The sequence below is a fragment of the Streptosporangium sp. NPDC049046 genome (assembly GCF_040649155.1).
Classification (GTDB): Bacteria; Actinomycetota; Actinomycetes; order Streptosporangiales; family Streptosporangiaceae; genus Streptosporangium.
Genome location: NZ_JBEZEZ010000003.1, coordinates 299,920 through 324,159, shown reverse-complemented (window position 1 = coordinate 324,159; position 24,240 = coordinate 299,920). Strand labels below are relative to the sequence as shown.

22 protein-coding genes and 1 pseudogene are annotated in these 24,240 nt (G+C 68.5%); 19 read left to right on the top strand and 4 right to left on the bottom strand.

From position 1 onward, the window contains the following. Positions 1-120: 120 nt before the first annotated feature. The 12 genes from nuoE to AB0B96_RS05875 all read left to right on the top strand — a co-directional run bounded on the left by nuoE (position 121) and on the right by AB0B96_RS05875 (position 14,680). A complete protein-coding gene (gene nuoE, locus AB0B96_RS05930) occupies positions 121-783 on the top strand; it encodes an NADH-quinone oxidoreductase subunit NuoE (protein WP_350943545.1) in 663 nt (220 codons plus the stop codon). Positions 784-913: 130 nt separating this feature from the next. Beyond that, a complete protein-coding gene (gene nuoF, locus AB0B96_RS05925; protein ID WP_350942628.1) occupies positions 914-2,200 on the top strand; it encodes an NADH-quinone oxidoreductase subunit NuoF in 1,287 nt (428 codons plus the stop codon). Between the two features lie 67 nt (positions 2,201-2,267). After that, a complete protein-coding gene (locus AB0B96_RS05920) occupies positions 2,268-4,853 on the top strand; it encodes an NADH-quinone oxidoreductase subunit G (RefSeq protein ID WP_362896822.1) in 2,586 nt (861 codons plus the stop codon). Beyond that, complete coding sequence (gene nuoH, locus AB0B96_RS05915) at positions 4,853-6,202, top strand: NADH-quinone oxidoreductase subunit NuoH (RefSeq protein ID WP_362896821.1); 1,350 nt, start codon at positions 4,853-4,855, stop codon at positions 6,200-6,202. Before AB0B96_RS05920 ends, nuoH begins: the two co-directional genes overlap by 1 nt. Next, positions 6,189-6,704, top strand: a complete 516-nt coding sequence (nuoI, locus tag AB0B96_RS05910) for an NADH-quinone oxidoreductase subunit NuoI (protein ID WP_350942633.1) — start codon at positions 6,189-6,191, stop codon at positions 6,702-6,704. The genes nuoH and nuoI overlap by 14 nt, the downstream gene beginning before the upstream one ends. Then, positions 6,697-7,530, top strand: coding sequence for an NADH-quinone oxidoreductase subunit J (locus AB0B96_RS05905; protein ID WP_362896819.1), 834 nt, complete (start codon positions 6,697-6,699; stop codon positions 7,528-7,530). The genes nuoI and AB0B96_RS05905 overlap by 8 nt, the downstream gene beginning before the upstream one ends. Further along, positions 7,527-7,823: an NADH-quinone oxidoreductase subunit NuoK gene (gene nuoK, locus AB0B96_RS05900; RefSeq protein ID WP_350942636.1), complete on the top strand. Its 297-nt coding sequence runs from the start codon at positions 7,527-7,529 to the stop codon at positions 7,821-7,823. Before AB0B96_RS05905 ends, nuoK begins: the two co-directional genes overlap by 4 nt. Before the next feature lie 66 nt (positions 7,824-7,889). Further along, a complete protein-coding gene (nuoL, locus tag AB0B96_RS05895; RefSeq protein WP_362896892.1) occupies positions 7,890-9,752 on the top strand; it encodes an NADH-quinone oxidoreductase subunit L in 1,863 nt (620 codons plus the stop codon). After that, positions 9,752-11,365, top strand: coding sequence for an NADH-quinone oxidoreductase subunit M (locus tag AB0B96_RS05890; protein WP_362896818.1), 1,614 nt, complete (start codon positions 9,752-9,754; stop codon positions 11,363-11,365). The genes nuoL and AB0B96_RS05890 overlap by 1 nt, the downstream gene beginning before the upstream one ends. Continuing rightward, positions 11,362-12,912, top strand: coding sequence for an NADH-quinone oxidoreductase subunit NuoN (nuoN, locus tag AB0B96_RS05885; protein ID WP_362896817.1), 1,551 nt, complete (start codon positions 11,362-11,364; stop codon positions 12,910-12,912). The genes AB0B96_RS05890 and nuoN overlap by 4 nt, the downstream gene beginning before the upstream one ends. A 14-nt stretch (positions 12,913-12,926) precedes the next feature. Continuing rightward, complete coding sequence (locus tag AB0B96_RS05880; protein WP_350942642.1) at positions 12,927-13,922, top strand: polyprenyl synthetase family protein; 996 nt, start codon at positions 12,927-12,929, stop codon at positions 13,920-13,922. Between the two features lie 356 nt (positions 13,923-14,278). Further along, positions 14,279-14,680 carry a MarR family transcriptional regulator gene (locus AB0B96_RS05875; protein ID WP_350942644.1) on the top strand — a complete coding sequence of 134 codons (402 nt, stop codon included), beginning with the start codon at positions 14,279-14,281 and terminating at the stop codon, positions 14,678-14,680. Here the strand turns inward: AB0B96_RS05875 and rarD are convergent. Next, entirely contained in the window at positions 14,593-15,633 is a 1,041-nt protein-coding gene (gene rarD / locus AB0B96_RS05870) for an EamA family transporter RarD (RefSeq protein ID WP_362896816.1), read from the bottom strand. The genes AB0B96_RS05875 and rarD overlap by 88 nt on opposite strands. A gap of 136 nt (positions 15,634-15,769) precedes the next feature. Here rarD and msrA point away from each other — a divergent pair, with 136 nt between their 5' ends. The 4 genes from msrA (at position 15,770) to AB0B96_RS05850 (ending at position 17,838) form a co-directional block, all read left to right on the top strand. Then, positions 15,770-16,432 (top strand): peptide-methionine (S)-S-oxide reductase MsrA, encoded by a 663-nt coding sequence (msrA, locus tag AB0B96_RS05865; protein ID WP_362896814.1) that lies wholly within the window; start codon positions 15,770-15,772, stop codon positions 16,430-16,432. A gap of 202 nt (positions 16,433-16,634) precedes the next feature. After that, positions 16,635-16,946, top strand: coding sequence for a hypothetical protein (locus tag AB0B96_RS05860; RefSeq protein ID WP_362896813.1), 312 nt, complete (start codon positions 16,635-16,637; stop codon positions 16,944-16,946). After that, entirely contained in the window at positions 16,922-17,338 is a 417-nt protein-coding gene (locus AB0B96_RS05855; RefSeq protein WP_362896812.1) for a PIN domain-containing protein, read from the top strand. Before AB0B96_RS05860 ends, AB0B96_RS05855 begins: the two co-directional genes overlap by 25 nt. Positions 17,339-17,451: 113 nt before the next feature. Beyond that, positions 17,452-17,838 carry a DUF6069 family protein gene (locus AB0B96_RS05850; protein WP_362896891.1) on the top strand — a complete coding sequence of 129 codons (387 nt, stop codon included), beginning with the start codon at positions 17,452-17,454 and terminating at the stop codon, positions 17,836-17,838. A gap of 41 nt (positions 17,839-17,879) precedes the next feature. Here AB0B96_RS05850 and AB0B96_RS05845 read toward each other — a convergent pair whose 3' ends face one another. After that, a complete protein-coding gene (locus AB0B96_RS05845) occupies positions 17,880-18,290 on the bottom strand; it encodes a PIN domain-containing protein (protein ID WP_362896811.1) in 411 nt (136 codons plus the stop codon). A gap of 3 nt (positions 18,291-18,293) precedes the next feature. After that, positions 18,294-18,545 carry an AbrB/MazE/SpoVT family DNA-binding domain-containing protein gene (locus AB0B96_RS05840; RefSeq protein ID WP_362896810.1) on the bottom strand — a complete coding sequence of 84 codons (252 nt, stop codon included), beginning with the start codon at positions 18,543-18,545 and terminating at the stop codon, positions 18,294-18,296. A gap of 342 nt (positions 18,546-18,887) precedes the next feature. On the opposite strand from AB0B96_RS05840, the gene AB0B96_RS05835 reads away from it, so the two are divergent. Further along, a complete protein-coding gene (locus AB0B96_RS05835) occupies positions 18,888-21,299 on the top strand; it encodes a lamin tail domain-containing protein (RefSeq protein WP_362896809.1) in 2,412 nt (803 codons plus the stop codon). 88 nt (positions 21,300-21,387) lie between these two features. Here the strand turns inward: AB0B96_RS05835 and AB0B96_RS05830 are convergent. Further along, a pseudogene (locus AB0B96_RS05830) lies at positions 21,388-22,110 on the bottom strand (IS256 family transposase); the annotation flags it as partial. Between the two features lie 49 nt (positions 22,111-22,159). Here AB0B96_RS05830 and AB0B96_RS05825 point away from each other — a divergent pair. Together AB0B96_RS05825 and AB0B96_RS05820 are read left to right on the top strand one after the other, a co-directional pair. Then, positions 22,160-22,804, top strand: coding sequence for a hypothetical protein (locus AB0B96_RS05825; protein WP_362896808.1), 645 nt, complete (start codon positions 22,160-22,162; stop codon positions 22,802-22,804). A 425-nt stretch (positions 22,805-23,229) separates the two neighbouring features. Further along, positions 23,230-23,901 (top strand): hypothetical protein, encoded by a 672-nt coding sequence (locus AB0B96_RS05820; RefSeq protein WP_362896807.1) that lies wholly within the window; start codon positions 23,230-23,232, stop codon positions 23,899-23,901. Positions 23,902-24,240 lie beyond the last annotated feature (339 nt).

Genomic DNA, 24,240 nt, shown 5'->3' with positions numbered 1-24,240 from the left:
GTCGACGCGAGCACGGGCACCGGCCTGACGGGCGAGAGCGCCCTCGGGACGACCACCGCCCTGGGCGGCGAGCCCTCGAACGAGGCCGCCCGCGCGGGCGGCGAGGAGGTGAGCGCGACCGTGTCCAAGGGGTACGCGCCGGAAGTGCGGGAGCGCCTGGAGCGCGACGCCAAGGAGATCATCGGCCGCTACCCGAAGCCGCGGTCGGCCCTGCTGCCCCTGCTGCACCTGGTGCAGTCCGAGGACGGCTACGTCTCCGACGACGGCCACGAGTTCTGCGCCGAGATCCTCGGCCTGAGCAAGGCCGAGGTCGTCGGAGTCTCCACCTTCTACACGATGTACAAGCGCAGGCCGATGGGCCAGTACCACGTGGGCGTGTGCATCAACACGCTCTGCGCGGTGATGGGCGGCGACCAGATCTGGGACGAGCTGTCCGAGCACACCGGCATCGGCCACGACGAGACGACCCCCGACGGCAAGGTCTCGCTGGAGCGGCTGGAGTGCAACGCCGCCTGCGACTTCGCCCCGGTGATGATGGTCAACTGGGAGTTCTTCGACAACCAGACCCCGGCGTCGGCCAAGCAGCTCGTCGACGACCTCAGGGACGGCAAGGAACTCTCCCCGACCCGGGGTCCGAAGAAGCTCTGCACGTTCAAGGAGGCATCCCGGGTGCTCGCGGGCCTGCCCGACGGCCTGGCCGGCGACGGCCCCTCGGCGAAGGGCGCCTCCCTGGAGGGCCTGAAGATCGCGAAGGCGAACGGATGGAAGGCTCCGGAGGCGTGAGCGTGACACGCAGCGGAGCCACCACGAGCGGACGCGCCGGTCAGACCGGCGCGTGCGGGCGTAACGAGCGTGCCGACAGGCACGGCGCGGCCTCGTCACGGAGCGACGGGCTGTCAGGCGAGGAGACGAAGTGACCACTCTCACCCCGGTTCTCACCGCGAACTGGGACCAGCCCAACTCCTTCACCCTGGAGGGCTACGGCGACTACTCGGCGGCCAAGAAGGCGCTGGGCATGGACCCCGACGCCGTCATCCAGGCCGTCAAGGACTCCGGACTGCGCGGCCGAGGCGGCGCGGGCTTCCCCACCGGCATGAAGTGGGGCTTCATCCCCCAGGGGGACGGCAAGCCGCACTATCTGGTGGTGAACGCCGACGAGTCCGAGCCGGGCACGTGCAAGGACATCCCGCTGATGATGGCGAACCCGCACGCGCTCGTCGAGGGCGTCATCATCACCGCGTACGCGATCCGGGCCAACCACGCCTTCATCTACGTGCGCGGCGAGGTGCTGCACGTGGTGCGCCGCCTGCAGGCGGCCGTGGCCGAGGCGTACGCCAAGGGCCACCTCGGCACCGACCTGTTCGGCTCCGGCTTCGACCTGGAGCTGGTCGTGCACAGCGGCGCCGGCGCCTACATCTGCGGCGAGGAGACGGCGCTGCTCGACTCGCTGGAGGGCTATCGCGGCCAACCTCGGCTCAAGCCCCCCTTCCCCGCCGTGGCGGGCCTGTACGCCTCGCCGACCGTCGTCAACAACGTCGAGTCGGTCGCGAGTGTTCCCTCCATCATCGCCAACGGCGCCGACTGGTTCGCCGGGATGGGCACGGAGAAGTCCAAGGGCTTCGGCATCTTCTCGCTGAGCGGCCACGTGACCAGGCCCGGCCAGTACGAGGCCCCGCTCGGCATCACGCTGCGCGAGCTGCTGGAGATGTCCGGCGGCATCCGCGAGGGACACCGGCTCAAGTTCTGGACCCCCGGCGGGTCGAGCACCCCGATCTTCACCGACGAGCACCTCGACGTCCCGCTGGACTTCGAGTCCGTCGGGGCGAAGGGCTCGATGCTCGGCACCCGGGCCCTGCAGATCTTCGACGAGACCACCTGCGTGGTGCGCGCGGTGCTCCGCTGGACGGAGTTCTACGCGCACGAGTCGTGCGGCAAGTGCACCCCCTGCCGGGAGGGCACCTTCTGGCTCAAGCAGGTGCTCAAGCGGCTGGAGAAGGGTCAGGGCACCGAAGAGGACCTGACCACGATCACCGACATCGCCGACAACATCCTGGGACGCTCCTTCTGCGCCCTGGGCGACGGTGCCACCAGCCCCATCCACTCGTCGGTGAAGCACTTCCGCGACGAATACCTCAAGCACTTCGAGATCGGCGGCTGCCCGTTCGATCACGCCCCGTCCACGGTGTGGGGTGCCCAGTGAGCGCGCGGATCCAGGCAACCGGCAAGCACAGCACCGTCTCGGTCACCAGGCCGACGGAGGAGACGCCATGACCGTCGAAACCACCCCGGAGCAGCAGGCGCCGGTGAACCTGGTCACCGTCACCATCGACGGCTTCCAGGTGAGCGTCCCCAAGGGCACGCTCATCATCCGGGCCGCCGAACTGCTCGGCATCCAGATCCCCCGGTTCTGCGACCACCCGCTGCTCGAACCGGCCGCCAACTGCCGCCAGTGCCTGGTGGACATCCCCGACGCCGGCAACGGCCGCGGCTTTCCCAAGCCGCAGCCCTCCTGCGCGATCGAGGTCGCCGAGGGCATGGTCGTGCAGACCCAGCTCACCTCCCCGGTCGCCGAGAAGGCGCAGCGCGGCGTGATGGAGCTGCTGCTCCTGAACCACCCGCTCGACTGCCCGGTCTGCGACAAGGGCGGCGAGTGCCCGCTGCAGAACCAGGCGATGTCCAACGGCCAGGGCGAGAGCCGCTTCGTCGAGAAGAAGCGGATCTTCGAGAAGCCGGTCGCGCTCTCCTCGGAGGTGCTGCTCGACCGCGAGCGCTGCGTCCAGTGCGCGCGCTGCATCCGCTTCTCCGACGAGATCGCCGGCGACCCGCTCATCGACTTCTTCGAGCGCGGCGCCAAGGAGCAGGTCGCCACCGCCGACGGCCGCCCGTTCGAGTCCTACTTCTCCGGCAACACCGTGCAGATCTGCCCGGTGGGCGCGCTGACCGGTGCCGCGTACCGCTTCCAGGCCCGCCCGTTCGACCTGGTCTCCACGCCCAGCGCCTGCGAGCACTGCGCGAGCGGCTGCTCGCTGCGCACCGACCACCGGCGCGGCAAGGTCACCCGCCGCCTCGCCGGGGACGACCCCGAGGTGAACGAGGAGTGGAACTGCGACAAGGGTCGCTGGGCCTTCACCTACGCCACCCAGCCCGACCGGCTGAAGACCCCCCTCGTCCGTGACGAGGAGGGACGCCTGGTCCCCGCCTCCTGGCCCGAGGCGTTCGCCGCGGCCGCCAAGGGCCTGTCCGCGGCACGCGGACGCGCGGGCGTGCTGGTCGGCGGTCGCCTCACCGTCGAGGAGGCGTATGGGTACGCGAAGTTCGCCCGGATCGCCCTCGGCACGAACGACGTCGACTTCCGCGCCAGGCCGCACTCCGAGGAGGAGGCGCGGTTCCTGGCGCACGCCGTCGCCGGCCGGGGCATCGAGGTCCGCTACGCCGACCTGGAGAAGGCGCCCGCGGTGCTCCTGGCCGGGTTCGAACCCGACGAGGAGTCGCCGATCGTCTTCCTGCGCCTTCGCAAGGCGGCGAGGAAGAAGGGCCTGAAGGTCTTCTCGGTCGCCCCGTTCGCCGGTCCCGGCCTCGCGAAGATGGGCGGCACCCTCATCCCGGCGGTGCCGGGCACCGAGACCGCCGTGCTGGACGACCTGGCCGCGGTGGACGCGATCGCCGCCGAGGCGATCAGGCAGCCGGGCGCGATCATTCTCGCCGGTGAGCGGCTCGCCACCGTGCCGGGCGCGCTCTCGGCGCTGCTGCGGCTCGCCGACTCCACCGGCGCCCGGCTGGCCTGGATCCCGCGCCGCGCCGGTGAGCGCGGGGCGATCGAGGCCGGTGCGCTGCCGAACCTGCTGCCGATCGGCCGCCCGGTCGGCGACGAGACCGCCCGCGCCGAGGTCGCGAGGGCCTGGAACGTCGCCTCCCTGCCCGAGGGGGAGGGCCGCGACACCACCGCCATGCTGGCGGCGGCGCTCGACGGCCAGATCGACGCCCTCGTCGTCGCCGGTGTCGACCCCTACGACCTGCCGGCGCCGCAGGCCGCACTGCTCGCCCTGGAGAACACCCCGTTCATCGTGAGCCTGGAGCAGCGCGCCAGCGCGGTCACCGACCGCGCCGACGTGGTGCTCCCCGTCGCCGTGGTGGCCGAGAAGTCGGGCACCTTCGTCGACTGGGAGGGACGCGGGCGCACCTTCGCCGAGGCGATCCCGGTTCCGGGGATCATGAGTGACCTGCGGGTCGTCTCCGCCATCGCCGACGCGATGGACGTCCACCTCGGCCTGCCCGACCCGGCCGCCGCCCGCCGCGAGCTCGGCGCGATCGGCGCGTGGCGCGGCCCCAGGGCCGCCGCCCCCGACGCGGCCGGCCGGACCGCGGCCAGGCCGGCCGCGGGAGAGGCCGTCCTGGCCAGCTGGCACCTGCTGCTCGACGACGGTCGCCTGCAGGCCGGAGAGCCGTACCTGGCGGGCACCGCCCGCCCGGCGTACGCGCTGGTGTCGGAGTCGACCGCGGCCGAGTCCGGCCTGGTCGACGGCGGCGAGATCGTCGTCACCGGCGAGCGCGGCTCGCTGAGCCTGCCCTTCCGGATCGCGGACCTGCCCGACCGGGTGGTGTGGCTGCCCGCCAACTCCGCGGGCCGCTCGGTCACCCGGGACCTGCGCGCCGTCGCCGGTGACGTCGTCAGGATCGGCGCCTCCTCGCCAGGCGTCGTGCCTGCAGGAGACGCCGCCGTCGCGCCCGCCGCGGCGAGCCCGGTCACACCGGGCTCGGCGAGCACCGTCGCGGGCACCGGACCCGACGAGCGTGCCACCGGCACCACGGCCGGCGAGGCACGTGCCGCCGGCGAAGCCAACGAGGAGCGGTAATGAATGCCCGGACTCTTCTAGCGGCCGATCCGACCCTCGCCGACTTCGGCAAGGACCCGCTCTGGATCAGCATCATCAAGGCCGTCGTCATCTTCATCGTCCTGATGCTGGGCGTGTTGTTCGGCGTGTGGTTCGAGCGCAAGCTCATCTCCCGCATGCAGAACCGGTACGGCCCCAACCGGGCGGGCAAGTTCGGGTTGCTCCAGTCGGTGGCCGACGGTCTCAAGATGGGGCTGAAGGAAGACCTGATGCCCAGGACCGTCGACAAGGTGATCTACTTCATCGCCCCGGTCGTCCTGGCGGTCCCGGCCTTCATGGCCTTCTCCGTCATCCCGATGGGCCCGATGGTCTCGATGTTCGGGGTGCAGACGCCGCTGCAGCTCACCGACCTTCCGGTCGCGGTGCTGCTGGTGCTCGCGATGGCCTCGATCGGCGTGTACGGCATCGTGCTGGCGGGCTGGGGCTCGCGCTCCCCCTACTCGATGCTCGGCGGCCTGCGGGCCAGCGCCCAGGTGGTCTCGTACGAGATCGCGATGGGCCTGTCGTTCGTGGGCGTCTTCCTGTTCGCCGGGACCCTCTCCACCTCGGAGATCGTCGCGAAGCAGGCGTCGGGCGGGGTGTTCCCGCTCTTCGGCCTGGAGATCCCGATGCCCTCCTGGTACATGGTCCTGCTGATCCCGTCCTTCCTGATCTACATCATCACGATGCTGGGCGAGACGAACCGGGTCCCCTTCGACCTGCCCGAGGGTGAGGGCGAACTGGTCGGCGGCTTCCAGACCGAATACTCCAACTCGTTGAAGTTCGCGGTCATCATGCTCGCCGAGTACGTCAACGTCTTCGTGGTCTCCGCGGTCTCCATCACCCTGTTCATGGGCGGCTGGCGGGCCCCGTGGCCGATCTCGATGTGGGACGGGGCCAACACCGGCTGGTGGCCGCTGCTGTGGTTCTTCCTCAAGATGGTGCTGGTCTTCTCCTTCTTCGTCTGGTGCCGGGCCTCGCTGCCGCGCGTCAGGTACGACCAGCTGATGGCCCTCGGCTGGAAGATCCTCATCCCGGTCAACCTGGCCTGGATCATGCTCGTCGCCACGGTGCGGGCCCTGCAGCTGGAGGGCACGGACCGCTCGCTCGTGCTCATCCTGGCCGCGGTCGTGATGATCGCCTGCCTCGGGATCTGGTGGCGCTTCGACAGCGTGTTGCAGAAGCGCAAGGAGGCCAAGGCCGCCCAGGTCGAGGCCGAGTTCGAGCAACTCCAAGCCGAGCCGTCCGCGGGTGGCTTCCCGGTGCCGCCGCTCGACCTGCCGCACTACCACGGTGTAGCGCGCAAGGAGGTTCCCAGTGGGAGCAACTGATTGGCTGAACCCCATCAAGGGGTTCGGCGTGACCTTCCACACGATGTTCAAGAAGGTCGAGACGGTCAACTATCCCGAGGAGCAGCGGCCCACGGCGCCGCGCTTCCACGGCCGGCACCAGCTCAACCGCTGGCCCGACGGCCTGGAGAAGTGCGTCGGCTGCGAGCTGTGCGCCTGGGCGTGCCCGGCCGACGCGATCTTCGTCGAGGGCGCGGACAACACCGACGAGGAGCGGTTCTCGCCGGGTGAGCGCTACGGGCGCACCTACCAGATCAACTATCTGCGGTGCATTCTGTGCGGCCTGTGCATCGAGGCGTGCCCGACACGGGCGCTCACGATGACCAACGAGTACGACCTCGCCGACACCAGCCGTGAGAGCCTGATCTACACCAAGGAGATGCTGCTCGCGCCGCTCGGTCCCGGCATGGAGATCCCGCCGCACCCCATGCGTCTCGGCGAGAACGAAGAGGACTACTACCGGCTGGGACGCAACAATGGGTGAGACCATCACGTTCTGGGTTCTCGCGGTCGTCTCGGTGGGGGCCGCCCTCGGGCTCGTCTTCAGCCGCAGGGCGGTCTACTCGGCGCTGATGCTGGGCGTCGTCATGCTGTCGCTCGCCGTGCTGTACGCCGTCCAGGAGGCCCCCTTCCTCGCCGCGGTGCAGATCATCGTCTACACCGGCGCGGTCATGATGCTCTTCCTGTTCGTCCTGATGCTCGTCGGCGTCGACTCCGCCGACTCGCTGGTCGAGACGATCAGGGGACAGCGCCTGTGGGCGTCCGTCGCGGGCCTGAGCTTCGCGGTGCTGCTCGCCCTGGGCGTCGGCAACGCCGTCTACGCCCCGCCCGTCGGCCTCGACGCGGCCGTGCAGGCGGCGGGCGGCAACGTGCCCGGTCTGGCGGAGCTCATCTTCACCAGATACGTCTTCGCCTTCGAGGTCACCTCGGCGCTGCTGATCACCGCCGCGCTCGGCGCGCTGGTGCTGGCGCACCGCGAGCGCATCCGGCCCAAGGCCACCCAGCGTGACCTGGCCCGCGCCCGCTTCGCCGGCCCGCAGCCCTCGCCGCTGCCGGGGCCCGGCACCTACGCGCTGCACAACGCGATCGACATGCCGGCCCTGCTGCCCGACGGCACGGTCTCGGAGAAGTCCGTCAACCGGGTGCTCGCCCGGCAGGTCGCGGAGGGCTTCGAGCCGACCGACCCGGAGAAGGCGGCGCTCATCAAGCAGGTCCTGGAGAAGGAGGCGGCGCAGGGCCGTGACTCCGACTCGGGCGACGAGCCCGTCCATGTGAGGGACGCGGCACTCCAGCAGGAGGACGGCAAGTGACGACTCACTATCTGGTGCTCTCCGCGCTGCTGTTCGCGATCGGCGCCGTCGGTGTGCTGGTGCGGCGCAACGCGATCGTGGTGTTCATGTGCGTGGAGCTCATGCTCAACGCCTGCAACCTCGCGTTCGTCACCTTCGCCAGACAGCATGGCAACCTGGACGGCCAGATCATCGCGTTCTTCGTGATGGTGGTGGCCGCGGCCGAGGTCGTCGTCGGCCTCGCCATCATCGTGATGATCTTCCGAACCCGCAGGTCCGCGTCGGTGGACGACGCCAACCTGCTGAAGTACTAAGAGGTGGCCGTGGAACCCGCTGAGATCATCCAGCATTCCGGGGGCGTGATCGGAGTCTCCTGGCTCATGATCGCCCTCCCGCTGCTCGGCGCCGCGGTCCTGTTGCTGGGCGGGCGTCGCACCGACCGCTGGGGGCACCTCCTCGGCGTCGCGATGTCCCTGGCCGCCTTCGTGGTGGCGGTCGCCGCCTTCGTCGAGATCCTCGGCCTGCCCGAAGCACAGCGCCGCCAGGGCGTCGCGCTCTACCAGTTCATCCCCGGCATCGCCGACATGGGGCTGCTGATCGACCCGCTGTCGATCAGCTTCGCCCTGCTGATCACCGGTGTGGGATCGCTGATCCACATCTACTCGATCGGCTACATGTCGCACGACCAGGACCGGCGCAGGTTCTTCGCGTACCTGAACCTGTTCGTCGCGGCGATGCTCCTGCTGGTGCTGGCCGACAACTACGTCGCCCTGTTCATCGGATGGGAGGGCGTGGGCCTCGCCTCGTACCTGCTCATCGGGTTCTGGCAGTTCAAGCCCTCGGCGGCGGCCGCGGCGAAGAAGGCCTTCATCGTCAACCGCGTCGGTGACTTCGGCCTGCTGATCGCGATCTTCACGATCTTCACGACGTTCGGCACGGTCGCCTTCGGCGACCTGTCCAAGCAGACGGTGAGCGGGGCGCTCCAGTCCGGCGACGTCTCGCAGGGCACGATCACCGCGATCGGCCTGCTGCTGCTCCTGGGCGCCTGCGGAAAGTCGGCCCAGCTGCCGCTGCAGTCGTGGCTGCTGGACGCGATGGAGGGCCCGACCCCGGTCTCGGCGCTCATCCACGCCGCGACCATGGTCACCGCGGGCGTCTACCTGGTCGTCCGCTCCGGCGCGTTCTTCGAGGCGGCCCCGACCGCGCAGCTCGTCGTGACGATCGTCGGTGTGGCCACGCTGCTCGCCGGTGCGATCATCGGTTGCGCCAAGGACGACATCAAGAAGGGCCTCGCGGGCTCGACGATGTCGCAGATCGGCTACATGATGCTCGGCGCGGGCCTCGGCCCCGCCGGCTACGCGTTCGCCATCGCGCACCTGATCGGGCACGGCTTCTTCAAGGCCAACATGTTCCTCGGGGCGGGCTCGGTGATGCACGCCATGAACGACGAGGTCGACATGCGCAAGTACGGTGGCCTGTTCTCGGTGATGAAGGTCACCGCGGCCACCTTCATCGTCGGCTACCTCGCGATCATCGGGTTCCCGCTGCTGTCCGGTTACTTCACCAAGGACGGCATCATCGAGACGGCGATGCACCACGACCCGATCCTGGGCTGGCTCGCGGTGCTGGGCGCGGGCATCACCGGCTTCTACATGTCGCGGATGATCTTCATGACCTTCTTCGGCAAGAAGCGCTGGGCCGACGACGCGCACCCGCACGAGTCGCCCTCGGTGATGACCGTGCCGCTCATCCTGCTCTCGATCGGCTCGATCGTCCTGGGCGCCTTCATGATCCTGGACAACCGGCTCATGAGTTTCCTCGCCCCCGCGGTCGGCCTGCCCGAGAAGCTTCCGGTATTCCACTTCATCAGCGTCCCCGGCCTGACCACGCTCGCGCTGGTCGCCGTCGGTGCCGCGCTCGCCTGGTTCCGCTACGGCGCCGCCGAGGTTCCCCGGGTCGCCCCGCGCGGCTCGTTCGTCACCACCTTCGCCCGCCGTGACCTGTACGGCGACGCGCTGAACGAGGCGCTGTTCATGCGCCCCGGCCAGTGGCTGGCCCGCATCGCGGTGTTCTTCGACAACCGCGGCATCGACGGCCTGGTCAACGGCCTGGCGGCGGGGATCGGCGGGACCTCCGGGCGGCTGCGCCGCATCCAGACCGGCTACGTGCGGTCCTACGCGTTGTCCATCCTCTTCGGTGCCGCCGTGGTCGTTGGCGCGCTGCTCTACGTAGGGAACATGTGATGCCCTGGCTCTCGACCCTGATAGCCGTGCCCCTGCTGGGCGCGGTGGGTGTCTCCCTTGTCAAGAGTGACAAGCTCGCCAAGCTGCTGGCCCTGGTGGTCTCGCTCGTCGTGCTGCTGCTCACCGGCGCCATCGCGGCCCAGTTCAGCCCGAACTCCGGGACGCGGTTCCAGTTCGCCGAGGTCTACGAGTGGATCCCGAGCTTCGGCGTCCACTACGGCGTCGGCGTCGACGGCATCGCCCTGGTGCTGATCGCGCTGTCGGCGGTGCTCGTGCCGATCGTGATCCTCGCCTCCTGGCACGACGCAGACGGCTCGGGTGCCGCGGCACCGCCCAAGCGGTCGGTGAAGACCTACTTCGCGCTGCTGCTGGTGCTGGAAGCGATGATGATCGGCGTCTTCGCGGCGACCGACGTCTTCCTGTTCTACGTCTTCTTCGAAGCGATGCTCATCCCGATGTACTTCATGATCGGGTCGTACGGCGGGGCGCAGCGGTCCTACGCGGCCGTGAAGTTCCTGCTGTACTCGCTCTTCGGCGGCCTGCTCATGCTGGTCGCGGTGATCGCGCTCTACGTGGTCGCCCAGAAGAACACCTTCATGTTCCCCGAGCTGATCGGGGTCGTTCAGGACCCGACCACGCAGAAGTGGCTCTTCGCGGGCTTCTTCATCGCGTTCGCGGTGAAGGCGCCGCTGTGGCCGTTCCACACCTGGCTGCCCGACGCCGCCGCGCAGGCCCCGGCCGGTGCCGCGGTGCTGCTGGTGGGCGTGCTGGACAAGGTCGGTACGTACGGGATGCTCCGCTTCTGCCTGGAGCTGTTCCCCGAGGCGTCGAAGTTCTTCACCCCGCTGGTGATCGTGCTCGCGGTCGTGGGCATCGTCTACGGCGCGATCGTGGCGATCGGCCAGACCGACATGAAGCGCCTGATCGCCTACACCTCGATCTCGCACTTCGGCTTCATCGCGCTGGGTGTCTTCGCGATGACCGCGAACGCGGGCGCGGGCGCCACCCTCTACATGGTGAACCACGGCTTCTCGACCGGTGCTTTGTTCCTCATCGCCGGATTCCTGATCTACCGCCGGGGTTCCAGTCAGATCGCCGACTACGGAGGCGTGCAGAAGGTCGCCCCGCTGCTCGCGGGCACCTTCCTGATCGCCGGTCTTTCCGGGCTCTCTCTGCCGGGTCTGTCCACGTTCGTCAGCGAGTTCATGGTCCTGGTCGGCACCTACGAGCGTTACCCGATCCCGGCGATCATCGCGACGAGCGGCGTCGTCCTCGCGGCCGTCTACATCCTGTGGATGTACCAGCGCATGATGACCGGTGCTCCGAACCCGGCGTACGCCGTGGCCGCCTCCTCCCCGAAGGAGCCGGTCTCCTCGGAGGAGGGATCCGCGCAGGTCACGGCCGACTCCCCGAAGAAGACCTACGCCATGCCCGACCTCAACCGGCGTGAGATGTACGTGGTGGCTCCGCTGATCGCGGTGCTCCTCATCCTGGGCTTCTATCCCAAGCCGGTGCTCGACGTGATCAATCCCGCGGTGGACAAGACGCTCACCAGCGTCAAGATCGACCAGCCCAACCCCGCCGTGGCAGACCAGAAGGGGGCCGGCGAGTGAACGGCACCATCAAAGCCCCGATGATCGAGTACGCGTTGCTCTCGCCGATGCTGCTCGTCTTCGGTGCCGCCATCCTCGGCGTGCTGATCGAGGCGTTCGCGCCCCGCTACCTGCGCAAGTCGATCCACATGCCGCTCACGCTGCTCGCCCTGCTCGGGGCGTTCCTCATGACGGTGCTCAACGCCGTCAACGGCCTGCCGGACACCCCGGCGGCGATGGGCTCCATCGCGGTGGACGGGCCCTCCCTGTTCATCTGGGGCATCATCCTCGTTCTCGCCCTGGTCAGCACGCTCCTGATCAACGACGAGGACCAGTTCGTCGCGCAGGCGGCGGCGGTGCCGGGAAGCCCCGACGAGGAGGAGGCGATCCTCAGCGGTCACGCCCAGACCGAGGTCTATCCGCTGCTGCTGTTCTCGGTCGGCGGCATGTTGCTCTTCGCCGCCTCCAACGACCTGCTGGTCATGTTCGTCGCGCTTGAGGTCCTGTCCCTGCCGCTGTACCTGCTCTGTGGCCTGGCCCGCCGTCGCCGCCTGCTCTCGCAGGAGGCCTCGGTCAAGTACTTCCTGCTCGGCGCGTTCTCCTCGGCCTTCTTCCTGTACGGGATGGCCCTGGTCTACGGCTACGCCGGGTCGGTGGACCTGCGGGCCATCAGCGACTCGCTCAGCGCGGTCAGCGGCCAGGAGACGCTGCTGCTGATCGGTACCGCGATGCTCGGCATCGGCCTGCTCTTCAAGATCGGAGCCGCGCCGTTCCAGGCGTGGAAGCCTGACGTCTACCAGGGCGCGCCCACCGCGGTCACCGCTCTGATGGCCTCCACCGTGCTCGTCGCGGCCTTCGGCGCCGTCCTCAGAGTCTTCTGGGTGGCTCTGGGGGGTCTTGAGTGGAACTGGAAGCCGGTCATGTGGGGCGTCGCGATCCTGACGATGATCGTCGGCGCGATCCTGGCGATCACCCAGACCGAGATCAAGCGGATGCTCGCCTACTCCTCGATCGCGCACGCGGGCTTCCTGCTCACCGGCGTCGTCGCGGTCGGCGCCGCCGAGCAGAACGCGCAGGCCCTGTCGGCGATCCTGTTCTACCTGGCCGCGTACGGCTTCACCACGGTCGGCGCCTTCGCGGTCGTCACCATGGTTCGCGACGCGGGAGGCGAGGCTGGGCACCTGTCCCGGTGGGCGGGTCTGGGCAAGCGCGCCCCGGTGCTCGCGGGCATCTTCGCCTTCTTCCTGCTCGCCTTCGCCGGCATCCCGCTCACCAGCGGTTTCTTCGGCAAGTACGCCGTTTTCTCGGCGGCGGTCGCCGGTGACGCGCTGCCGTTGGTCGTCGTGGGTGTGGTCAGTTCGGCGATCGCGGCGTTCTTCTACGTCCGCGTCATCGTGCTGATGTTCTTCAGCGAGCCCTCCGCCGACGGTCCGTCCATCGCGGCTCCCACGGTGGGCACCTCGGCGGTGGTCGCTCTCGCGGCAGCGGCTACGGTAGTGCTCGGAGTCTTCCCGCAGCCGGTGCTCGATCTCGCGGACAAGGCTGCGTCCGCGCTGTTCATTCGCTAGAGGAGTAACGTTTCATGGCTGCGCCACCGGTTGTTGATCTCCCGCTTGTCGACGAACGGCTGGCGCAGGACCTCGCTACCGGACTGGCGGAGGTCGAGAAGCTGCTGCGGTCCTCGGTGCAGAGCGAGGACGCCTTCGTCACGGAGGCGTCCAAGCACCTCATCGAGGCCGGCGGCAAGAGGTTCCGGGCGATGCTGGTCCTGCTCGCCGCCCAGTTCGGCTCACCGGAGTCCGCGGGCGTGGTGCCGGGAGCCGTGGTGATCGAGCTGACCCACCTGGCGACGCTCTATCACGACGACGTGATGGACGAGGCCTCGGTCCGCAGGGGTTCCGCCTCGGTGAACGCCCGCTGGAACAACACCGTGGCCATCCTGACCGGCGACTACCTGTTCGCCCAGGCGTCGGAGATCCTCGCGGACCTCGGCTCCGACATCATCAGGATCCAGGCCCAGACGTTCTCCCGCCTGGTGCGCGGCCAGATTCGCGAGACCATCGGTCCTCGCCCCGGTGACGACCCGGTGGCCCACTACATCGGGGTGCTGGCCGACAAGACCGGCTCGCTGGTGGCCACCGGCGGCCGGTTCGGCGCGATGCTCAGCGGTGCCTCGCCCGAGATCATCGAGCGTGTGACCCGGGCCTGCGAGGCGATCGGGGTCGCCTGGCAGCTCGGCGACGACCTGCTCGACGTCGCCGCCGAGACGGGCGAGTCGGGCAAGACGCCAGGAACCGACCTGCGCGAGGGCATCCGGACCCTGCCGGTGCTCTACGTCCTCGCCTCGGACGCTCCCGAGAACGCCCGCCTGCGCGAGCTGCTGGCCGGCCCGGTGGCGGAGGAGGACATCGAGGAGGCCCTGCGCCTGCTCCGCGCCGACCCCGCCATGGAGCGTGCCCGCGCCGAGCTGCTCGCCTGGGCCGACCGCGCCCGCGAGGCGCTCAACGGCCTCCCCGACATCCCGGCCCGCGCCGCCTACCTGGCACTGTGCGACTACGTGGTGGAGCGGTCCGGCTGACGCTCGGCCCATCGTGTGGCCGGGGTACGGTCCCGTCGTCCGGCACGTGCCGGGGAGCCGTTCGGCCTGGTCCTGACCACGTGGGGGAGTTGTCCGCCCGGCCCCGACCCCGTCGGGGGCCGTCACCCGCCCCGCGCGACCACGTCGTGAAACGTTCGGGCCCGCTGTCGCGGGCATGGTCACCCGCCCCGCGTGACCGCCTCGTGAAACGTTCGGGTGGGCCACCGCAGGCATGATCATCGGCTGGCTCGGCCGAGCTTTTTTCGTGTCTCTTCCACGATATTGCTTGCAGATGAAAGCAAATAATGCACGTGCATGTAGACTCCTGCCGATGGAACACCCCAGGAGGAATCACCATGTCGTGGGACCGTTTCGCCCTCTTGCATGCTCGCGTGGAGGCGGAGTTGACCAAGGCACTCCAGCGCGGGCACGGCCTCGGCCTGTCGGAGTACCGCGCACTGGGACGGCTCGCCACCGCTCCCGGCGGCTGCATGCGCATGCAGGAGCTCGCCGAGGCGGTGGGACTCAACCAGAGCTCGGTCACCCGCCTTGTCGCTCGCCTTGAATCGGCCGGAATGACCCGGCGTGACCTCTGCTCGGACGACCGTCGCGGCGTCTACTCGGTGATCACCGACGAGGGGCGCACCCGCCTGGCGGGGGCCACGCCCACCTACGAGCGCTCGCTCGCCGCGGCCCTGGAACAGGCCGACGTCGACCCGGAGCTCAGCCCGCTCGTCCTCGCGGTACGCGGCTCCTGACCGTCCCCGGTCACGGTTTCCACGGTTTCCACACTCCCGGGCTCTCGTGCCGGGACGGATTCCGCGACCGTTCGGCGGGACCGGGCGGCCGCCCTGAGGCTGTCCCAGGTGAAGATCGACAGCGCCAGCCAGATGACGCAGAATCCCAGCCAGCGACTGGGCGGCATGACCTCCCGCATGACGAACACGCCGCACAGGAACTGCAGCAGCGGGGCGATGTACTGCAGCAGGCCGATCGTGGTGAGCGGTATCCGGATCGCGGAGGCGGTGAAGCAGAGCAGCGGGACGGCGGTGACCACACCCGCCCCCGCCAGCAGCAACGCGTGGCCCGCTCCCACGTTGCCGAACGTGCTCGTCCCCTGCTGCTCCAGATAGACCAGGTAGCCCAGCGCGGGCAGCAGCAGCACCAGCGTCTCGACCGTCATGCTCTCCGCCGCGCCCACCCCGGCGGTCTTCTTGACCAGCCCGTACGTGCCGAAGCTCGCGGCCAGCACGAGCGCGATCCACGGCGGACGCCCGTAGTCGAAGGCGAGGATGACCACCGCCACCGTGCCCAGTCCCACCGCGACCCACTGCCACCTTCGCAGCCGCTCCTTCAGCAGGAACACCCCGAAGAGCACGCTGACCAGCGGGTTGATGAAGTAGCCGAGCGCTCCTTCGACCACGTTGCCGCTGTTGACGGCGTAGATGTAGAGGCCCCAGTTGACCGTGATGATCGCCGCCGCCAAGACGAGGAGGCCGAGCTTCCGCGGAGTGCGCAGGAGCGCGCGGAACCAGGACCAGTGGCGTCGTACCGCCAGAATGGCGACCACGGCGACGAGAGACCACGCGATACGGTGAGCGAGGATCTCCAGGGCGGTGGAGGGCTTCAGGAGCGGCCAGTACAGCGGGAACAGTCCCCACATGCTGTAGGCGGCGATGCCGTACAGAACTCCCCGGCGTGTTTCAGGCATGTAGCCCATCTTCGCCCCTTACTTTATTTACCGCAATTTAGTAGTGCTTTTCTATCTGTTAAGAGATCCTTACGGGAACACGGAGGGGTGGCCCGTGGTTGCCTCCTGGTGAGAACGTGTCAGGAGGAGGTTCACAATGGGCTGGTTGTTCGGCAAGGACAAGACGACGATGGTGTCCCCGGAGAACGCGATCCCGGGCCGCCCCACACCGATCATGGTGCCCGGCCGGCACGCCGTCCTCGACGCCCCGCTCGCCCCGCCGTACCCCGAGGGAAGCGAGATCGCCGACTTCGGCCTCGGCTGTTTCTGGGGCGCCGAGCGCATCTTCTGGCAGACCCCGGGCGTGATCTCCACCTCGGTCGGATACGCGGGTGGTTACACCCAGAACCCGACGTACGAGGAGGTCTGCAGCGGCCAGACCGGTCACACCGAGCTCGTCCGCGTCGTCTTCGACCCCTCCAAGGTGTCGTACGAGGAGCTGCTGCGCGTCTTCTGGGAGGCGCACAACCCCACCCAGGGCATGCGCCAGGGCAACGACGTCGGCACGCAGTATCGCTCGGCGATCTACTTCAACTCCCCCGAGCAGGAGAAGTCGGCTCTCACCTCGCGTGACGCCTACCAGCAGGTGCTCACCGAGTCGGGCTACGGCCCCATCACCACCGAGATCGCCCCGGCGGGTGCCTACTACCTTGCCGAGGAGTATCACCAGCAGTACCTCTACAAGAACCCCGGCGGCTACTGCGGCATCGGCGGCACCGGTGTGAGCTGCCCCGTCGGACTGACCTCCGGCGAGGCCTGACCTGGATTTCACCGGCCGTACTCCATCCGGGTGCGGCCGGCAGCACCTGTCCAAGGTCCTCGGACGGCCACCGCGGCATCGACGGCACCAACCTCTCTTTCCGGGCTGGGCTGGTTTCCCTGCGAAGTGAGGGCTCGACCGCACGTTCTGTCGGTTGGCGAACTTCCGAGTTATTTGCTACTTCGAGTAGTAAACTGGTTGCATGAGTGTGCCTGAGCGGGAGTTCGCCCCGGGAGACGGTCCGGCGGCCAAGGTCAGTGTTTCCCTGCGCGCGGGGAACATCCGGGCGGTCAGGGAACGCGTCGGAGCACGCGGGTTCTCCGCCTATGTCGATGCCGCGGTTGAACGTCAGATCGAGCGGGATCTCCTGGAGGAGGCGCTTCAGGCGAATGAGGCCGCCTCCGGGCTGATTCCGCAGGCATTGCGGGATGAGGCGGCGGAGCTGTTCCGCAGTGTGAAGTCCGCGCCAGAGCTTCAGGAAGAGGGCGGATGGCGCGCGCACGAAGCAGGCTGAGCGCGGGCACCGTGGTCCTCGACTGCGAAGGTCTCTTCAGGTGGTGCGAGGCCGACCAGAGGGTGACCGCGATCGTGCGGGGGGCTCAGGACAACGACTTCCGGGTCGTTGTCAGCGCGATGACGCCGATCGAGGCTCAGGACGTCCGGGTGAAGAGCGATCGCCTCAGATGGCATCTGTCCCGGCTGAAGGTCGAGCCGGTGACCGAGGACATCTGCGCGCGGGCGATCGAGCTTCTGCGTGATGCCCGGCTGCATGGTCACAAGTACGCCATCGATGCCGTGGTGGCCGCCACCGCTCTGCGTGCGGTCAGGCCGGTGATCGTCGTCACCTCCGACGAGGACGACATGCACCGGCTCTGTGGGAAAACCGTCAAGGTCGTCGGAGTCTGAGGCCCACCGGCCACTTGGCAGTGCACGGTGGCCAGCCACCAACGTCAAGCTGGGTGACCCGTCCGAGCGGTCCGTCTGTCGGAGAGGTCTGATTCCCGCAGAGGAGTAATCCTCTGGATCGCGCTCGTAGTGTCGCCGCCCTCGCGGTCGGAGGCGCCGTCCTCGCCACGGCGCTGCTGTGGGCCGTTGCCCAGATCCTGGGTATCGACTTACGCGTCGACCCCCGCAACGGCCAGCCACCCGGGGTCATCAGCTTGCCGTTCGCCGCCACCCTCACACTCGCCCTCTCCCTGCTCGGCTGGGGCACGCGTGCGCTGCTGAACCGGCTGACCCGCCGGGCGTCGGTCATCTGGGCCGTGATCGCCGTTCTCGTGTTGCTGGTGTCGTTCCTGCCGTTGTTCGCGGTCGAGGCGACAGGCGGGACCAAGGCCATCCTGGCGCTGATGCACCTCGCCGTCGGCGCGGTACTGATCCCGGTCTTCGGCCGCCGGACAGCGTGATCACCCGCTGTTCGCGATGCTGGTCCCGGTCTTCGGCCGGCTCACCCCGGCTGTAGCAGTTCGACGAGTTCCGGGGCGATGCCCCGGAATTTCCGGTCCGCGGTGAGCAGCGCGTCGGCCCCCGCCTCGCGGGCGGTCGCGACGATGAGGGCGTCCGGTACTCGAATCGTCAGGTCCGCGGCCCTGAGCAGGGCCGCGCCCTCGGCCGTCGCCTCGTCCACCCCGACGATCCGATCGATGACGGCGGCACGGAATGTTCCGAGCATCCTCTCGGCCGCGACACCCTTGCGGACCGCACCCACCCGCAGTTCGCCCCAGGTGATCACGGAGATGGCGAACGAGGCCGCCTTGTCCTCCCAGCGGCGAACGGCGTCACGGGCATGACTGTGCAGCGCGTCGTCGGGATCGAGCAGGCCGGCGATGACGTTGGTGTCGAGCATCACGGTAGGCACCCGTCAGCACCAGCTCTCGCGGCTCGCCTCGACGTCCACGGCCTCGGTGAAGCCGGGGATGGTGCCGATCACCCCGTCGAGACGGCTGCGGTGTCGCCGGATGATGATCTGGCCGCCTTCTTCGGCGATGTCGACCGGGTCTCCCGGGTGAAGACCGAGCTTGCGCAGCACCGCCGCCGGCAGGGTCACCTGGTTCTTGCTGGAGATGCGCGCCGGCCCCGTACGCCTGGCACGTGTCCTCTTGCCGTGTTCCATAACCTTTACCTTCACCCTCATGGGTAAAGGTTAAACGGCGTCATGTGAAGCGTGCGAGCGATTACGGAAAGTTGTCGGCCGGTCGTCGGCATCGGTCGGCCAAGAGGCCGGGGTGTGGAGGGGGCGCGATCGAGGATGCGAGCCGGGGGATGGTCGTCGCGGGCCGGGGTGCGCCGACACCTCGCGGAAGAGTCGATGAACTTTTCCGTCGAATAGGCAAATAAACAATAACGCCGCTTTTGGAACGATGTACGTAGCCCCATGCTTCTGGGGAGACACCTATCGATCTACTAGGAGCAAACTCCTGTGGCACCCCCCCGAGTACGTCGGCTGCTCACGGCCATGAGTCTGCCACTGGTGGTCGCGGCGACCATGACGGCACTGCCCAGCACCGCGAACGCCCTCTCGTCCGACGTCGTCATCTCCGCCGTGTACGGCGGCGGCGGCAACTCCGGAGCGATCTTCAAGAACGACTACATCGAACTGGCCAACACCACCGGCAGCCCCGTCGACGTCTCGGGCTGGAGCGTCCAGTACGCCTCGGCCGCGGGCGCCGTCTTCCAGCTCACCAGGCTGACCGGTAGCATCCCCGCGAACGGCAGGTACCTCGTCCAGCAGGCCGCGGGCGCCGCGGGCTCCGTCGACCTGCCCACCCCCGACGCCATCGGCACGATCCCCATGTCGGGCACCTCCGGCGTCGTCGCCCTGGTCACGACCCAGATCCCGCTGGTGGGCTGCGGCATCTCCTGCTCGACCGCTCCGAACGTCAAGGACCTGGTCGGTTACGGCGCGACCGCGAATGTCGAGACCCTCGCCGCCCCCGCGCTCACCAACACCACGGCCATCGCCCGCGTCGGAGCGCTGACCGACACCGACAACAACGCCGCCGACTTCACCTCCGGCGTGCCGAAGGTCACCAACTCCGCGGGCACCACAGTCACCGCGGGCGACCCGGGCGGCCCCGTCGACCCGACCCCTGGCACCACCCGCATCCACGACATCCAGGGCGCGGGCCGGATCTCCCCGATCGTCGGGCAGAGCGTCACGAACGTCCCGGGCATCGTCACCGCCGTCCGGGTGACGGGCAACTCGCGCGGCTTCTGGTTCCAGGACCCGTCCGCCGACGCCGACCCTCTGACCAGCGAGGGCCTGTTCGTCTTCACCGGCTCGACGTCGCCGACGGTCGTCATCGGGGACTCCGTCCTGGTCTCCGGCCGCGTCACCGAGTACCGCCCGGCCACCGGCGCGCAGAGCCTCACCGAGCTCGGCGGCACTATCAGCACCATCAGGCTCAACGGCGGCAACGCGCTGCCCGCACCCGTCCCGGTCGCCTTCCCCGACGCCTACACCAAGAGCGGCAGCCTGGAGGCCCAGCCCCTGGAGCCGTCCTCCTACGTGCTGGACTGGCTTGAGATCCACGAGGGCATGCGGATCACCGTCGCCCAGGACACCCGCCTGATCAGCCCGGTCAACACGGAGTTCTCCGAACTCTGGGTGACGCTCAAGCCGGGTCAGAACCCGACTCCGCGCGGCGGTTCCGTCTACAAGGGCTACGACGACCCGAACAGCGGCCGGCTGATGATCCTCTCGCTGAACGGCGCGCCCGCCGCCAACGTCGGCTCCACGCTGGCCGCCGGCACCACCGGTCCGCTCGACTACCAGTCGTTCGGCGGTTATGTCCTGCAGGCCACCCAGCTCGGCGCGATCACCGAGGGCGCTCTCAAGCGCCAGAAGGTGCTCCCGCCGAAGAAGCAGGGCGACCTGTCCGTCGCGACGTACAACGTCGAGAACCTCGCCGCCACCAACCCGGCCGCCAAGTTCGCGCGGCTGGCCGAGGCGGTTGTCAACAACCTCGGCAAGCCCGACATCCTCGCCCTGGAGGAGATCCAGGACAACAACGGCGCCACCAACAACGGCGTCGTCGCGGCCGACGAGACCGTCGCGAAGTTCATCGCGGCGATCCAGGCCGCGGGCGGCCCCGCGTACGACTGGCGCTCCGTCGACCCGAACGACGGCACCGACGGCGGCGAGCCCGGCGGCAACATCCGCCCGGTGTTCCTGTTCAACCCCGCGCGCGTGACGTTCGTCGACCGCCCCGGCGGCGACGCCGACACGGCCGTCTCCGTCGTTCGCGAGCGGCCGACCAGCAACCAGATCTCCCTGTCGGTCTCACCCGGCCGGATCAACCCGACCAGCGGCGCCTGGGCCTCCAGCCGTAAGCCGCTCGTCGGCGAGTTCCGCTACGACGGTGACAAGCAGCTGTTCGTCGTCGCCAACCACTTCAACTCCAAGGGCGGCGACTACCCGCTGAGCGCGGCCGTGCAGCCCCCCGTCCGGAGCTCCGAGGTCCAGCGCGTCAAGCAGGCCACCGAGGTCCGCGACTTCGTCAAGGACCTCTCCGTCAAGAGCGCCGGTCGCGCCGAGGTCATCGTCCTGGGCGACCTCAACGACTACCAGTTCAGCCCCACCCTCCAGACCATCACCGAGAACGGCACCCTCCTCAAGACCCTGGTCGACACCCTCCCCGTCGACCAGCGCTACAGCTACGTCTTCGACGGCAACTCCCAGGTCCTCGACCACATCCTCATCAGCCCCGCCATCAAGGGCTACTCCTACGGCGTCGTCCACATCAACGCCGAATTCTCCGACCAGGCCAGCGACCACGACCCCCAGATCATCCGCATCCTCACCGGCTGCAACACCGACCCCCTCCCCACCCGCTGCCGCCCCGGCAGCCCCGTCGTGGACGAGTGACCCTTAGTTCCACGAAAAGCGCCCGTCCTCCCGAGGACGGGCGCTTTTCCCGTTTCGTTCCTGCGCCTGGACGTAGCCGCCTCGCGGTCGCGCCGACCAGCCCGGCGTGGGCATCGGAGATGACCAGTTGCACGCCGGACAGGCCGCGCGTCACCAGGCCGCGCAGGAACGCCAGCCAGCCGGCGCCGTCCTCGGCGGAGGTGACCTCCAGGCCGAGGATCTCCCGGTTGCCGCCTGCGTTGACCGCGGTGGCCACCAGCACGTGCACGTTGATGATCCGCCCGCCCTCGCGGACCTTCTGCGTCAACGCGTCCAGCCACACGAACGCATACGGGCCGGCGTCCAAGGCCCGGGTCCGGAAGGCCTCCACCCGGGCGTCCAGCACCTTGGCCATCTCACTGACCTGGCTTTTGGAAATGTGTTTGATGCCGAGCTGTTCGACCAGTTTGTCCACCCGCCGGGTGGAGACGCCGAGCAGGTAGCTGGTGGCCACCACGCTGATCAGGGCTTGTTCGGCCCGGCGCCTGCGTTCCAGCAGCCAGTCGGGAAAGTAGGAGCCCGAGCGTAGTTTCGGGATGGCGAGCTCGACGGTGCCGGACCGGGTGTCCCAGTCGCGGACGCGATATCCGTTGCGCCGGTTGGTGCGCTCGTCGCTGCGGGTGCCGTACTCGGCGCCGCACAGGCTGTCGGCCTCGGCCGACATCAACGTCTCGGCCATGGTCTTCACCGTGGATCGCAACAGATCCGGGTTCCCATGCTCGATCTGCTCCGCCGGCCAGGTCGCGGGGTCCACACTGTTGTTCACGGCCATCGCTTTCTTCTCCTTCGATCTTGTTGTTTCGCACTCGAAGGATCACGCGATGGCCGTCCTCATTTCACGGCGCCACGCCCACTACCTGGGGGAACTCGTACACCACCTCCGTGGACGCAACCGAGACGTGTTCGCGATCAGGGTTCGGCGGGATTTCCTTGTGATCCACAAGCGCCTCGCAAGCAGGTTCCGCCACGGTCCCAGGAGAAGGCGGCGACGGGGGAGGGCGGGATTGAAGGTTCCGGGACGTGCTTCCATGTGCCTGCTGGCGGCTTGCCTGTGCGAGCTGGTGGTCGTGGGGGTCAGCCTCGTTCTTCTGCCCGGCCTTGCGGCGGAGTTGGAGAGACAGGAGAAGGGCGGTGACGGGGTGAGCTTCCACACCGAGTTCGCGCTGGACAAGGCCCAGACGCTTCTGTACTCCTACGCCGTGCTAGGGGCGATCACGCTGGCGCTGGCGGCTTTGGCATGGCGACGAGACGGGACGCCGGGCACGCGGGCCGCCATGGCGGTGGGCCTCGTACCGTACACGCTGCTCTGTTTCTTCCTGTGGTCGACGTCGGTTTTCCGGGCCGATGAAATCCTGGACCGGTACTCGCACCTGGCCGCCTGGCCGGCGATCGTGGTCTGGTTCCTCTATGTCGCCGCAACGATCCTGCTGTTCCTCTCCGGGAAGAACGTTCGTGGGGCTGACTAGATGATCATTTACGAGGGGTGGGAGCCGGCCGATGTGATCAGCGGTCAACATCCGTGACCGGTATCACGAGCCCTGCACCAGGTTTCTGCGGAGCCATCCCGGTCCGCTTCTCCTTCCCGCGACGGTCGTCACAGAAGTCTGCCGACTCATGGAGAGACGGCAGGAAAGCAAGGCGGAGGCGGAGCCAGGGCGCGTCTCGTGTCATGTACACGGAGTGGTTACTGCGACATCGGCGGCGCCGGGGCCGCGTGTCCGAGGTCGAACGTCTTGCCTTTTAAGGCAGATGGCCGCTTTGAGTGGATAATGTATGAATTGCGAATATCTTCGATTTTTGAGGAATCGAGGGGATCGCATATCCATCATTGTTCTCTGCGGGTGCATAAAGTATTTTCCGGCTATATGCCGTCGTTGGTCAGGGAGAAGTCGTGTCCGAAATCGTGGCTCCCCAGCTCGTCGTCAACAGCCGGATGATCTACTTCGGCTGGGTGCCGGCCGATCCCGAAGCCGTCGCGGCCCTGGTGCCCGATGGGCTGAAGCCCATGGCCAACCGTCAGGTCTTCATGAACCAGTACGTCGTCGACCGGCCTGAGCAGACCTCGGGCTTCGGCGCGTACTCGCTCACCTACATCGGGCCGGACCTGGAGGACGCCTACGCTCCCGACGGGGTGACCCCCGGCCGCTGGTGGACGCACTACTTCAACTCCAGCGCGGTGGTACGCGAGTACGCGGCCGCCCGAGGCGTGCCCGCCACCGTCGGCCGTACCACGATCGAGGTCGAGGGCGGAGAGCTGGTCGCGACGACCGAGTCGGACGGTGTGCCGGTGATCCGTACGACCGCACGGGTCGGCGACACCGGTACGGCGGTCAACCGTGGCCAGTTGCGCTACATCACAGAGGTCGACGGGCAGCGGCTCAGCGGGATCTATCCGTTTGTGGCGGAACTGGTCGACCCGTTCGAGATCGTGTCACTGGAGTTTCTGGAGCCGAGCCACCCCGTCCACGCTCTGCGCCCCGCCGAGCCGCTGCAGATCGTGTGGGGTTTCTACTCGCCTCGGTCGTCCTTCACCTATCCGGGTGGGGAGTCGGTCATGGTCTGACGTCCGTCGCCGGGTGAAAAGCCGGGTCACGACGGATCGTGGCCGCCGCGGACGAACTGTGGCACCGCGGTTTCGACAAGGGGTCTCCTTCGCTGCCCAAGTCGCATCCTGTCGAGAAAACCGGCGGCGCGGGTGTTGAGCGCCATGGCATTACGTTGGGCTGCCCGGCCGCACCGCTGACAAGGACGACATGGACCGGCTCTGCGGGAAAAGCGTCAAGGTCGTCGGAGTCTGAGGCCCACCGGCCACCGAGCAGTGCACGGTGGCCGGCACCGGCGTGATCTGCCCCGTTGGCCTGGCTTGACCTGGATCGCCCAAGCCCGCACCCCATCCGGGTGT

Bases quoted from the DNA above. Each gene is read 5' to 3' on its own strand.
- AB0B96_RS05920 (WP_362896822.1), top strand. From the start codon at position 2,268: ATGACCGTCGAAACCACCCCGGAGCAGCAGGCGCCGGTGAACCTGGTC.
- nuoH (WP_362896821.1), top strand. From the start codon at position 4,853: ATGAATGCCCGGACTCTTCTAGCGGCCGATCCGACCCTCGCCGACTTC.
- AB0B96_RS05905 (WP_362896819.1), top strand. From the start codon at position 6,697: ATGGGTGAGACCATCACGTTCTGGGTTCTCGCGGTCGTCTCGGTGGGG.
- nuoL (WP_362896892.1), top strand. From the start codon at position 7,890: ATGATCGCCCTCCCGCTGCTCGGCGCCGCGGTCCTGTTGCTGGGCGGG.
- AB0B96_RS05890 (WP_362896818.1), top strand. From the start codon at position 9,752: ATGCCCTGGCTCTCGACCCTGATAGCCGTGCCCCTGCTGGGCGCGGTG.
- AB0B96_RS05880 (WP_350942642.1), top strand. From the start codon at position 12,927: ATGGCTGCGCCACCGGTTGTTGATCTCCCGCTTGTCGACGAACGGCTG.
- AB0B96_RS05875 (WP_350942644.1), top strand. From the start codon at position 14,279: ATGTCGTGGGACCGTTTCGCCCTCTTGCATGCTCGCGTGGAGGCGGAG.
- rarD (WP_362896816.1), bottom strand. From the start codon at position 15,633: ATGCCTGAAACACGCCGGGGAGTTCTGTACGGCATCGCCGCCTACAGC.
- msrA (WP_362896814.1), top strand. From the start codon at position 15,770: ATGGGCTGGTTGTTCGGCAAGGACAAGACGACGATGGTGTCCCCGGAG.
- AB0B96_RS05860 (WP_362896813.1), top strand. From the start codon at position 16,635: ATGAGTGTGCCTGAGCGGGAGTTCGCCCCGGGAGACGGTCCGGCGGCC.
- AB0B96_RS05855 (WP_362896812.1), top strand. From the start codon at position 16,922: ATGGCGCGCGCACGAAGCAGGCTGAGCGCGGGCACCGTGGTCCTCGAC.
- AB0B96_RS05840 (WP_362896810.1), bottom strand. From the start codon at position 18,545: ATGGAACACGGCAAGAGGACACGTGCCAGGCGTACGGGGCCGGCGCGC.
- AB0B96_RS05835 (WP_362896809.1), top strand. From the start codon at position 18,888: ATGAGTCTGCCACTGGTGGTCGCGGCGACCATGACGGCACTGCCCAGC.
- AB0B96_RS05825 (WP_362896808.1), top strand. From the start codon at position 22,160: ATGGCCGTCCTCATTTCACGGCGCCACGCCCACTACCTGGGGGAACTC.